This is a genomic window from Nocardia farcinica (genome assembly GCF_029867845.1).
GTDB lineage: Bacteria > Actinomycetota > Actinomycetes > Mycobacteriales > Mycobacteriaceae > Nocardia > Nocardia farcinica_A.
Window position 1 is genome coordinate 1 of sequence record NZ_JARWRU010000491.1, and the last position, 11,758, is coordinate 11,758.

Here is an 11,758-nt window from a genome sequence, read left to right on the forward strand (position 1 = left end):
GGGGCGGTGTAGCCGACTATCAGCGCGACGCAGTAGAGGGGGATCACGGCGATGACTCCCGCGGTGACGCGGGTCGCCACGAGGTATTGCAGGGAGGGGATGGCCATCGTCTCGATGGCGTCGATCTCCTCACTGACCCGCATCGCACCGAGCTGGGCGGTGAAGCCCGCGCCGACGGTGGCGGTGAGCGCGATGCCCGCGATGGCCGGAATAGCCTCCCGGGTATTGAAGAAGGCCGAGATGAATCCCGAGAGCGCGCCGATCCCGATGTGCCCCAACGAGGTGGTGCCCTGCTGGCCGACCTCGTATCCCACTGCCGCGGTGAGCATGGCGACGACCGCGAGTGTGCCTCCGATGGCGGCGAGTGCGCCGCTTCCCATGCTGACCTCGGCGAGCAACCGGATCACTTCTCTGCGGTAGTGCACCGACGCACGGGGTATCGCCAGGACCGTCTGGGCGTGGAACGATATCTGCTTGCCGAGTTCGGTCAGCGATCGGACAGGTGCGGCACCGAGATGTGCCACGCCTGCCACGGCCGGCGGCCGAGCTTGACGTCGGGGAGCTTGGGACACGACGAAATGCCTTTCTCGAGCTCAGTGCAATGCGATGGTCGTGATGATCGAATTCGCGAAGAACAGCAGTAGGAAGCTGAAGACGACGGTTTGGTTGACCGCGTCGCCGACGCTTTTCGGGCCGCCTTTCACGTGGAGCCCGAGGTGGCAGGCGACCAGGCCCGCCAGCAAGCCGAACACGGCAGCCTTGACTTCGCTGACCAGGAAGTCCGGCAGACCGGTCAGCACCGAGATGCTGGTGACGTACTGACCGGGCGAAGCGCCCTGCATGTACACGGTGGCGATGAATCCGCCGACCAATCCGACTGCGGACACCAGTCCGTTCAGGAACATCGCCACGACGGTGGAGGCGACGACCCGGGGAACCACGAGCCGCTGGATGGGATCGATCCCCAGCACGTGCATCGCGTCGATTTCCTCGCGGATGGTGCGGGCCCCCAGATCGGCGCAGATCGCGGTCGAGCCTGCACCGGCAACGACGAGAACGGTGACGATGGGCCCGATTTCGCGGATGATGGCGACACCGGCGCCGGCACCGCTGAGGTCCACCGCGCCGACTTCGGCCAGCAGGATGTTGATCTCGTAGACGAACATCATGCAGAAGGGAATGGACATCAGGAGGGCGGGCATGATCGAGATGCCTGCGATGAACCATGCCTGCGTGATGAACTCCCCCCAGCGGAAGCGAGCTGTCACCAGGTACCGGAAGGTCTCGAGGGTGGTGGCGTAGAAATCGCCGATCGCTCGCAATGCGGTGCGGGCCGCAGCAGCAGTTGGTCGGAATGCGCGCACTCCCGCGGTGGAATCGGCAACAGCCACGTCTCTCCTCTGTGCGTCGAGCCTGTGTTTTCGGGGAAACGATCGGCGGCAGGCGCGCGCTGTGGCGGCTGCGGAATCCGAAATGCCGGTGGAATGGCAACATTGGACGCGACGCGGAGAAGCCGTCGGGTGATAGCCGATCGAACTAAGAGCAAACTACGTGAGCCGGGTTACATCGGGTATCCCTCGATCGAGGGGGTCGGCGGACTCGATGAAGTGACAGGGCGGCGGCGCGTGCGCCTGTGCTCCCCCCCGTGGCGGTGGCGGAACGACCCGATCAGGTGATGCGGAAGGGTGTCGATACCGACGAGACTTGTGTCACATCGGCTCGGTCGAATGATGACCGGCGCTCTGGCGTCACGCAGCGACATCCGCACGCGTTCAACGAATCACAAGCTCGAGAGGGGAAATCCATGCCCGAGATCACCTATCGCCTGCCCGACGGCTCCGAGCGGGTTGTCGACGTTCCGGTCGGTATCACCATCATGGACGGCTCTGTCCGCAACAACTTGCCCGGCATCGTCGCCGAGTGCGGGGGCGGCTGCTCGTGCGCGACCTGCCATGTGCATCTGGACGAGGAGTGGCTCGACCACTTCGATGCGCCGACCGACGAGGAGCTCGACCTGCTCGAGTACAGCGAACAGTTCTGCCCGCGTTCACGATTGGCCTGCCAGCTCGTGGTCTCGGAGCGGTCGGGGGGAGTGGTGGTGACGATTCCGCCGGGCAACGGGGAGTGAATTACGCGGGGCGGAAGGGCACTCCCTTTCGCCCCGGAAGGTTTGCGGACGGTTCCGGTCGGCTCCGGTCCAGAAGCGCCAGAGAGATCGCTTCGGCCCGGTTGACGGCGCCGAGCTTGCGAAGCACCTTCTTGACGTGGGTTTTGACCGTCTCGACCGAGATCACCAGTTGTTCGGCGATTTGGGTGTTCGAGGCGCCTTCGATGATCAGCTCGAGCACCTCTGCCTCGCGGGCGGTGAGCCGTTCGGTCACCATGGGCTGCAACAGCGAATAGTCGGATTCCGGATCGGCGGTGATCGCCGGGGTCGAGCCGAAGTCGATCTCGGCACTCGATCCGCCCCAGGAGGAGGCGGTCAAGCGCTGCGCCGCCGTGCGCACGGTCTGTTCGTTCGCGCGCAGGCGTTCGGACCGGAGGATCCGCTCCAGCACCCGGCCGGCCATTGTCGCGACGAATTCTGCTGTCTCGGCGTCCGTCGAAGTGACGGTGAGGGGGGCGGCGACGTATGCGTAAAGCACTGCGACCGGTGTGTTCTCGACAGTGACGGGAGCGATCAGCGCATCGACCGCGCGCTTCGCCCGGTTCGTCGTATCCGGGAACTCGGCTGCGACGACGAGAACCGGCTGACCCGAGCGGAGGCAGGCGTGCTCCGCATCGGACAGTGGCCGTGGCTTCGTGGCGTCCCGGTGCTTACCGGCAGATGCGACCATCCCGTCCTCGATAGAGAAGAAATCGGCGGACCGGAAGCCGAGATCGGTGGTGAACACCGCCCAGAGTTCACCTATCAGGCCGTCCACGGTAACAGCACCTCGGAGGCGTTGTACCGACCGCGACACCGCCGAAATTCGGCGGTGCTGGGCGAGCCGGAGGGCTTCGACGGCCTGGGCGCGGGCCCGGAGACAGTCGACGAGCTCGCGCGATCCATTGAGTCCGCCGCCATCCGGGTCCAGTGCCGCATCGAGGCTGGCGTCGGCGAGTTCGATCGCGGTGTGCAGGTACGCCGGCTCCTCGGGGGCGATCTCGAGCCCCGCTGAGCGGCGGAGCTCGCCGACGGCCGCGTTGAGCGCGGTCAGAGCGGTGACGGGATCTGTCGCCACGTTCATTCGCTGATCTCGCGAGCGCGGGACATCCGGGTGTATGCGGCGACGGCGGCGGCTCGGGTCGAGGTGCCCAACTTCTTCGAGATCTGCTTGAGATGGCCCTTGACCGTCTCCTCCGCGATCACCAAATTCCTGGCGATCTGCGCATTGGTCGCACCCGTGGCCAGCTGAGCCAGCACTTCCCGCTCGCGGGCGGTCAACGACGACGCGGTCCCATGCCACGGCTGTTTCGGCGATCGTGCCGCCTCGGATTCGATCGGCTCCGTCTGCGGCCGCATTGTGTACCGAGCCTCGCGAAGCTCGGTCTCGAGTTCGGCGAAGACTTCTCGTGCCCGTTCTACCTGCTCGTCGATCCGGCGCTGCAGAACGGCGCCCTCGAGGCCGATCGACAGGCACTCGGCGAAAGCTTCGAGCAGTTCGAGATCGTCGAGGGTGACATTGGCTCCCGACGAGGGGCGATCCGCATGCAGTAGCCCGATCGCGCGTCCACGGACGGTGACCGGGGCCGCGATGTATCCGGCCGAGCGTGAGACATCGACCAGCGGCTTGTGGGTCCGTCGGTCCTCGGCGGGGGTGTCGACCATCGCGGGAGCGCGTCGCCTGACCAGTTCTGTCTCCAGAGGCGCATCCCGCAGCAGAATGCGAGCGCCGTCGACGTACTCCCGGAAGGCGGTGTCGTTGGCGTCCTGGCCGTCTTCGACGTGCAGTCGCCGCGGTAACCACACCGAACCGCTGATTACCGAGACCATCGCCCTTCCCATGGAGAGAGCGCGACACACACGCACCGGCGCTGCGGCAAGCATGTCCTCGGAAGTGGCTCCCGCGAGGCCGATGATGCCGTTCCTGATCTCGGTCAGCGAGGACAGGCGGCGGTGCAGAGAGATGCCGATCTTCTCCTGCTGTAACCGGTGGATCGCGACCAGTTGCCGACATGCCTCGGCGCGTTGCCGGGGTCCGGTGGTTTCCGTCTCGATGAGCTGCTCGAGCGAGATGCGAGCGGCGCCCAGTGCATCCCATACGTGTGCGGCCGGATGGCCGCCCCGGTTCTCCCCATATATCCGACGGCACTGCCGTACGAGCTCTGCTGCCTGTCCGAGCAGCGTCTCATCGTCGTCGATGAGTGGTGTCGTATCGAGCATGGCGGCCTCCTTCTGCGCTGCCGGGAACGCTGCCTTCCCCGCCGTGGTCTGGGCCGTATGAACCCGAGGCCCGGAACGAGATGCACGTCACACTATATCCCACAATAATGGTTCAAAGGACCGACCTTTTTGCGGTGGGCCATCGGATGGGTCACTCCGACGGGGGACGGTCGGGGGGTTTCCGAGTGATTTGCAGGCTGACCTGCTGTTTTCCCGGGTGTTGGGTCCCTAGCCTCGGGCAACGGAAATCAAGCAAGGGAGAAGGATATGCGAGTTACCGCAGCCGTCGTCAACGAAGTCGGCGGTCCGTTCACGCTCGAGGAGGTCGAGATCGGCCTGCCGGCCGCGCACGAGGTCGTCGTCGAGATGGTCGGGACCGGAATCTGTCACACGGACCTGGCCGTGAAGGAGGGCCACCTGCCTTTTCCGCTTCCCGGCGTGCTCGGGCACGAGGGAAGTGGGATCGTGGCCGCTGTCGGCGCCGAGGTGACCAGCGTGGCGGTCGGTGACAAGGTGGCGATCAGCTTCAACAGTTGCGGTGCCTGCCGGAGGTGCACGCTCGGAGAGCCGGCCTACTGTCACAACTTCATGGCGTACAACTTCGGTGGTGTGCGCACCGACGGCACCTCGGCGCTGACCGCGGGTGGCCGGCAGGTGGGGAGCAACTTCTTCGGGCAGTCGTCGCTGGCCACTCACGCCGTCGCCCACGAGCGCAACGTCGTCAAGCTGCCTGAGGACGCGCCTGTCGAGATCGCCGGACCCCTCGGTTGCGGAATCCAGACCGGCGCGGGCGCGGTGTTCAATTCGCTGGATGTGCGGCCCGGGAACTCGCTGCTGGTGGTCGGCGGCGGTGCCGTCGGCCTGGCAGCGGTCATGGCAGCGGTGGTCCGGGAAGCGGCCGAGATCATCGTCGTTGAGCCTCACGGATCCCGGCGCGAACTGGCCCTGGATCTGGGGGCCACCCATGTCATCGATCCGGCGGTGGGCCCACTGGCCGAGCAGGTGCGCGCGGTTCTACCGGACGGCGTCGACTATGCGATCGACACAACCGCCCTGCAGCCTGTGCTGGAGCAGATCCTGTTGTCGCTGGGCGTGCGCGGCACGCTGGGGCTGATCGGCGTTCCGGCGAATCCGGAGGCGACGCTGCCCATCGGTCTCATGCAGACACAGCTGTTCGGCCAGACCATCCGCGGCATCGTCGAAGGCGACGCCGACCCCGCGACTTTCATTCCCTATCTGCTCTCGCTGCACCGCGAAGGGCGCTTCCCCTTCGACCGGTTGATCCAGACCATGCCGCTGTCGCGGATCAACGAGGCGATCGCAGCCCAGCACGAGGGCGACATCGTCAAGGTCGTCCTCACCGTCGACTGACCACAGCGAATTTCCCGATCGGTTCGAAGGAGAATCGTCATGACCACTGAACACCACCACTTCTACGTCGGCGGCGAGTGGCGCTCGCCGGCGACCTCGGGCACCATCACCGTGATCTCGCCCAGTGACGAGCAGGTGATCGGGTCTGTGCCCGACGGTGCCGCCGCCGATATCGACGCCGCGGTCTCGGCTGCCCGAGCTGCCTTCGACGATCCCGCTGGCTGGGCCGGCTGGGAGCCGGCACGGCGGGCAGCCGCGCTGGAGCGGCTGGCCGACGCGCTCGATGCCAGGACGTCCCGGATGACCCAGGCCATCAGCTCGCAGAACGGAATGCCGATCGCGATCGCCGAGCAGCTCGAAGGTGTGTTTCCGCAGCTGCTGCTGCGGTACTACGCTGGATTGCTGCGCGGGGACGGATTCGAGGAGACGCGTCCGGGGCTGCTCGGCGGCTCGACGCTGGTGACCCGCGCGCCCATCGGCGTGGTGGCGGCGATCGTGCCGTGGAACTTCCCGCAGGCGCTCGCGGCGTTCAAGTACGCCCCCGGTCTGGCGGCCGGATGCACATTCGTCATCAAGCCGTCGCCGGAGACCGTTCTCGACAGCTACCTCTTCGCCGAAGCCGTCCAGGAGGCCGGCATTCCGGCAGGCGTGATCAACATCGTGCCCGGCGGCCGGGAGCTCGGCGCGTATCTGGTCGCCCATCCCGGCGTCGACAAGGTCGCCTTCACCGGTTCGACCGCGGCGGGGCGCAGTATCGCCGAGGTGTGCGGCCGGCTCCTGCGGCCGGTCACTCTCGAGCTCGGTGGGAAGTCGGCCGCGGTGATCCTCGACGATGCCGATCTGGATCTGTCGAAAGTGGGCGAGCAACTGTTCGCCAGCACTCTGCTGAACAACGGCCAGGTGTGCTATCTGGGCACCCGTGTGCTCGCGCCGCGGTCCAGGTATCAGGAGGTGGTCGAGGCCTTCACCGCGCTTGCCGGCTCGCTGCAAGTTGGTGATGCCCTCGACCGTTCGACGCAGGTCGGACCGCTTTCGAGCGCCAGGCAGCGGGACCGGGTGGAGAGTTATATCGCGAAGGGGCGCGGCGACGGCGCCCGCATCACGGTCGGTGGTGGCCGGCCGGCCGATCTGGACGCCGGTTGGTTCGTCGAGCCCACGATCTTCGCCGACGTCGACAACAGCTACGCCATCGCGCAGGAGGAGATCTTCGGGCCGGTGTTGTCGCTGATTCCCTACGGCGACGAGGACGAAGCTATTCGGATCGCCAACGACTCCGACTACGGCTTGGGTGGCACGGTGTGGACCAGTGATCACGATCGTGGCGTCCGAGTGGCCCGCCGGATCCACTCCGGGACAGTAGGCATCAACAACTACCTGCCGGATCCGACCGCTCCGTTCGGCGGTGTCAAGGCCAGCGGCCTCGGTCGCGAGCTCGGCCCCGAAGCATTGGGCGCTTACCAGACGCAGAAGTCGATCTACCTGTAGATCCCGGGGCGGGCAGAGCGGAAGACCTTGCGGTCGTTATTGGTCTGACCTAAAGTAATATTAATACGGTCGATCGATGAGCGGCCTGGTACAGAAGTAGGAGCGCGAGCAATGGTGTCCTTCGAGTTCAGTCGAGAGCACGAGGAATTTCGGAAAACGCTGCAGGCCTTCAGTGATCGAGTGCTGTTGCCCGGCTATCGCGATCGAGCTGCCTCGGCGGAGTTCCCCTTCGACGTCTACGAGAAGCTGGGCGATCTCGGAGTCCTCGGAATCGGATTACCCGAGGAATTCGGCGGGACCGGGCAGGAGGATCCGATCCTGCTCGGTCTGGCCACCGAGACGCTCGCCGCCGGCGACGTGAACATGGCCGGAATTCCGGTGCAGATCGGGCTTTCCGGCTCGCAGCTCGCCCTGGCCTCGCAGGAAGTGCGGGAGCGGTACCTTCCGCCGCTGATCGCGGGCAAGGAGACCATTGCCATCGCGCTCACCGAGCCCGGTTCGGGGTCGGACGCCGCCGGATTGCGCACCACGGCCACGCGGGTACCTGGCGGCTGGCGGCTCAACGGCGAGAAGACCGCCATCAGCTGGGCGATGAACGCCACGGTCGCACTCGTCTACGCCCGCGAGGCGGGGACGACCCGGGCCTCCGGGGTGAGCTGCCTGGTCGTGCCGTTGGACTCACCAGGGGTCACTCGCAGCCATATGCCCGGCATGGGCTGTCTGCCCCTGGGGTGGGGCGCGCTGCACTTCGACAACGTCTTCGTGCCGGATTCCCACCTCGTCGGTGAGCAGGGCCGGGGTTTCCGATCGGTGATGAACCACTTCGACTTCAGCCGCGCGGCGCTGGGCCTGCTCTGCATCGGGGCGGCCAAGCAGAGCTTGGAGGAAGCGGCCGTGTACGCGCAGCAGCGGCATGCGTTCGGCAAGCCGATCTCCGAGAACCAGGGTGTGTCCTTCCAACTCGCCGAGCACGCGACCTATCTCGAAGGCGCACGCTGGACCTGTTACCGGGCGCTCTGGCTGCGGGAGACGAGCCGCCCGCACACCGCGCTGGCGTCGATGAGCAAGTGGTGGGCGCCGGTCGTCGCCAAGAACGCGATCGAAGCGGCGATGCGCATTCACGGCAACCTCGGCTACTCCACCGAATTCCCGCTGCAACAGCGGTTCCGTGATGTCATGGCCTATCTGGTCGCCGACGGAACCGCCGAGATCCAGAAAAAGATCATCGCGCGCGACATCTTCGAGCGGGGCACGGTCTCGCTGTGAACGAGAAGTGCGATCGGACGGAAGGCGAAGGCATCACATCATGAAGGAACTCCGGGACAGCTCCGCGCTCGTGGTCGGTGGCACCGCGGGCATCGGACTCGCTACGGCGCGGCAACTGGCAGCAGCCGGCGTTCCCCGCATCGTCCTGGTCGGGCGCAACGAGGAACGTGGCCGGTATGCCCAGAGCGTGGTCCAGGATCACGGGGCGAAGGTGGACTACCTCCGGGGCAACGCGATCGACGTGACCTCCGCCCGGGAGATTGCGCAGCAGGCGGAGCGAATTCTCGACGGTATCGACATTCTGGTGTGCTCGACCGCCGCCGAGGTCCAGCCGGAGCTGTTCACCGATATCGACACCGATCAGATCGCTCGGATCTTCACGCACCTGGCGTTGCCTTGTATGCACATGGCCAGCGCGGTGCTGCCGGGCATGCGCAGCCGTCGTCACGGTGTCATCGTCAACGTGGCTTCCGATGCCGCAAAGACGGCCACGCCGGGAGAATCCGTCATCGGCGCGGCGAAAGCGGGAATGGTGATGTTCACGCGGACCATCGCCATCGAGGAGAAGCGTCACGGGATCCGTGCGAATGTGCTCACTCCGTCGCTCGTGCACGAGACTGCGTCGACCGAACGAATCACCAGCGACGGCTTCAGCGCCAAACTGTTCGCCAAGGCCGCCCAGCAGGCCCATCTCGGCGTTCCGGTCGCCGACGACATCGCCGCGCTCGCGGTGTTTCTGTGCGGCCCCACCGCCGCAAAGCTCACCGGGCAAGCGATCAGCGTGAACGGCGGCATCTCCGCCGCATGACCATGTGGCGGTGGCCGCCGGCCGCCGCCACATCCGGACGTCACCGCCATCTCTCGTGCGGCGTTCGTCTCCTCTTCACCGTCCCCGGCTCGCGCGACTGCTCCAGCCGTATCTCCATCCCGCCGGGGCCCGTCGGCACGTTTCCCAACACGTGTGCGGAAAGACAGGAATCATGACCAGCGAGTGCAACATAGGACACTACGCCCGTCGGCAGATCGACCAGTTCTATGCCGAGGGACTGTGGGCGGCCGAGAACTTTACGGACGTGCTGCGCGCACGGGCCGAGCGTGAGGGAGATCGGACCTTCGTCACGGACGGTACCTTCACGCTGTCGTTCGCCGCAGTGGCGGACCGTTCGGAGCGTCTGGCCGTGGGGCTGCACAGGCTCGGTCTACGTCGTGGGGATCGGGTCGCGGTGCAGATGCCCAACTGGGCGGAATTCGTCGTCATCGCTTCGGCGTTGGCCCGGATCGGCGCGGTGATGGTGCCGATCATGCCGATCTACCGCTCGGACGAGGTATCCCATGTGGTGGCCGATGCCGAGATCCGTACGGCGATCGCGCCGGTGAGATTCAAGGGTTTCGACCACATCGCGATGTTCGAGGACATCCGGGGCCGGGGCGGCATGCTCGAATCGATCATCGCGGTCCGTGCGGAGTCGCAGGACCGTGAGGCACTGCTCGCACGTGACATCCGGTTGCTCGACGACCATTTCGTGGACGATCCCGACATCGATGCCGACGCCGAGATCGGTGCACGCGTCCATCCCGACGATCCGTTCGTGATCGTCTACACGTCGGGCACCACGGCACGGCCCAAGGGATGTGTGCACACGTTCAACACCTACGCCGCGAGTGCCCGGTCCCTGCAGGCCGCGTTCGGGCACAGCAGCTCCGACGTGCAGTTCGGGCCCTCGCCGATCACACATACCACCGGCTTGCTCACCAGTGTTCTGCTCCCACTGTTCAGCGGTGCGGCAACGCATCTCATGGCCGAGTGGGATCCGGTTCGCGCGTTGGCCGAGATCCGGGACTTCCGATGCACGGTCTCGGTCACCGCGACCACCTTCCTGCAAACGCTGTTGACGGCCGCCGACGACGATCCGAACGCGGATCTGTCGTCGTTGCGGGTGTGGGTGTGTGCGGGATCCCCGATCCCGGCCGCAGTGGTGGAGAAGGCGACCACTAGGCTGCCCACTGCCGCCGTCCTGTCGTTGTACGGGCGGAGCGAGAACCTGCTGACCACGACCTGCACGGTGGACGACGATCCGCGTCGGGCAATCACCTCCGACGGTTCCGCACTGCGGGGAATCGAGGTCAGGATCGTCGACGAGGAAGGGCGGGAGGTGCCGAGGGGCGGCCAGGGCGACATCGCCTATCGCGGTCCCTCGCACATGATCGAGTACCTGAACCGCCCGGCGGAGACCGCCGAACTGTTCACCCCCGACGGCTTCTCGCGCTCCGGTGACCTCGGGGTGATGGATGAGGACGGGTTCGTGCGGGTCACCGGCCGGACCAAGGACATCGTGATCCGCGGCGGCATGAACATCAGCGTCCGAGAGGTCGAGGACAAGCTGGCCGCCCACCCCGATCTGATCGCGGTGGCCGTGGTGGGGATGCCGGACGAGCGTCTGGGGGAGAAGGTGTGCTGCTATGTGGTGCCCGCCCCGGGGCACACGGCGCCCACCGTGGAAGATCTGCGTGCCTACCTGCTGGAACGCGGGGTGGCCGTGCAGAAGACTCCCGAGCGGGTGACCGTTGTCGATCGACTTCCGATGACCGCTACCGGCAAGATCCAGAAGCACGTGCTGCGGGAATGGGCTGCAGCCGGAAACTCGCAGCCGGCCGCGCCGTAGCCCGCCGCGGACGATCAGGAGAAGCGATGCCGGTGTCGGCGGAGGTGGGAACATGAAAGCCGTTGTGATGGACGCTTTCGGAGACGCGGATCAGCTGCGGCCGCGCAGCGTCGCCGATCCGGAATCCCGGCTCGGCTGGGTGACGGTCGAACTGCGGGCGAGTGCGCTGAACTGGCACGACGTGCTGGTTCGTCAGGGGCGGTACGGATCGCCCCTTCCACATGTACCCGGCGCGGACGGCGCCGGAGTGCGTGCCGATACCGGGCAGGAGGTGGTGATCCTCCCCTCACTGTTCTGGGGTGAGCGAACCGACGCGCCGTCGGCGAGTTTCGAGATCCTCGGTGATCAGCGGCCCGGTACCTATGCCGAGTACGTCAGCGTTCCCGAGGAGTGCCTGGCACCACGGCCCAAGGGTTTCTCCTGGGCCGAGTCGGCAGCGCTGGGGTTGGTGGGGGTGACCGCCTATCGTGCGCTGGTCACCCGCGCCGCGCGACGCCCGCACGAGTCACTCCAGATAGTCGGGGGCCGCGGGGGGGTGACCACCAAGGCGTCGGCCGTGGCGGGCCCCCGCGGCGCGCCCCCCGGGGGAACCGGGGGCACCCCCGCG

At 66.5% G+C, this 11,758-nt stretch carries 11 protein-coding genes; 7 read left to right on the plus strand and 4 right to left on the minus strand.

The window, feature by feature from the left end; all coding sequences use genetic code 11:
• Together QH283_RS10695 and QH283_RS10700 are read right to left on the minus strand one after the other, a co-directional pair.
• Positions 1–524, minus strand: a 524-nt coding sequence (locus QH283_RS10695) for an MlaE family ABC transporter permease (protein ID WP_280502865.1), incomplete at its 3' end; no start/stop codon positions are given.
• A gap of 69 nt (positions 525–593) precedes the next feature.
• Entirely contained in the window at positions 594–1,364 is a 771-nt protein-coding gene (locus QH283_RS10700; protein ID WP_280502869.1) for an MlaE family ABC transporter permease, read from the minus strand.
• A 440-nt stretch (positions 1,365–1,804) separates the two neighbouring features.
• On the opposite strand from QH283_RS10700, the gene QH283_RS10705 reads away from it, so the two are divergent.
• Positions 1,805–2,128 (plus strand): 2Fe-2S iron-sulfur cluster-binding protein, encoded by a 324-nt coding sequence (locus QH283_RS10705; protein ID WP_040795758.1) that lies wholly within the window; start codon positions 1,805–1,807, stop codon positions 2,126–2,128.
• A gap of 1 nt (position 2,129) precedes the next feature.
• Here QH283_RS10705 and QH283_RS10710 read toward each other — a convergent pair whose 3' ends face one another.
• Both QH283_RS10710 and QH283_RS10715 read right to left on the minus strand, forming a co-directional pair.
• On the minus strand, positions 2,130–3,230 hold the full coding sequence (locus QH283_RS10710; RefSeq protein ID WP_280502866.1) for a helix-turn-helix transcriptional regulator: 1,101 nt from the start codon (positions 3,228–3,230) through the stop codon (positions 2,130–2,132).
• Positions 3,227–4,366 (minus strand): LuxR C-terminal-related transcriptional regulator, encoded by a 1,140-nt coding sequence (locus tag QH283_RS10715; RefSeq protein ID WP_280502867.1) that lies wholly within the window; start codon positions 4,364–4,366, stop codon positions 3,227–3,229. Before QH283_RS10715 ends, QH283_RS10710 begins: the two co-directional genes overlap by 4 nt.
• A 267-nt stretch (positions 4,367–4,633) precedes the next feature.
• On the opposite strand from QH283_RS10715, the gene QH283_RS10720 reads away from it, so the two are divergent.
• The 6 genes from QH283_RS10720 to QH283_RS10745 all read left to right on the plus strand — a co-directional run.
• Positions 4,634–5,737 (plus strand): NAD(P)-dependent alcohol dehydrogenase, encoded by a 1,104-nt coding sequence (locus tag QH283_RS10720; protein WP_086845861.1) that lies wholly within the window; start codon positions 4,634–4,636, stop codon positions 5,735–5,737.
• 39 nt (positions 5,738–5,776) lie between these two features.
• Complete coding sequence (locus QH283_RS10725; RefSeq protein WP_280502868.1) at positions 5,777–7,222, plus strand: aldehyde dehydrogenase; 1,446 nt, start codon at positions 5,777–5,779, stop codon at positions 7,220–7,222.
• Positions 7,223–7,333: 111 nt separating this feature from the next.
• On the plus strand, positions 7,334–8,488 hold the full coding sequence (locus QH283_RS10730) for an acyl-CoA dehydrogenase family protein (RefSeq protein ID WP_040795762.1): 1,155 nt from the start codon (positions 7,334–7,336) through the stop codon (positions 8,486–8,488).
• A gap of 40 nt (positions 8,489–8,528) precedes the next feature.
• Positions 8,529–9,296: an SDR family NAD(P)-dependent oxidoreductase gene (locus tag QH283_RS10735; RefSeq protein ID WP_086845854.1), complete on the plus strand. Its 768-nt coding sequence runs from the start codon at positions 8,529–8,531 to the stop codon at positions 9,294–9,296.
• A gap of 172 nt (positions 9,297–9,468) precedes the next feature.
• On the plus strand, positions 9,469–11,151 hold the full coding sequence (locus QH283_RS10740) for an AMP-binding protein (protein ID WP_280502870.1): 1,683 nt from the start codon (positions 9,469–9,471) through the stop codon (positions 11,149–11,151).
• A gap of 52 nt (positions 11,152–11,203) precedes the next feature.
• On the plus strand, positions 11,204–11,758 hold a 555-nt coding region (locus QH283_RS10745; RefSeq protein ID WP_432420701.1), incomplete at its 3' end, for an alcohol dehydrogenase catalytic domain-containing protein.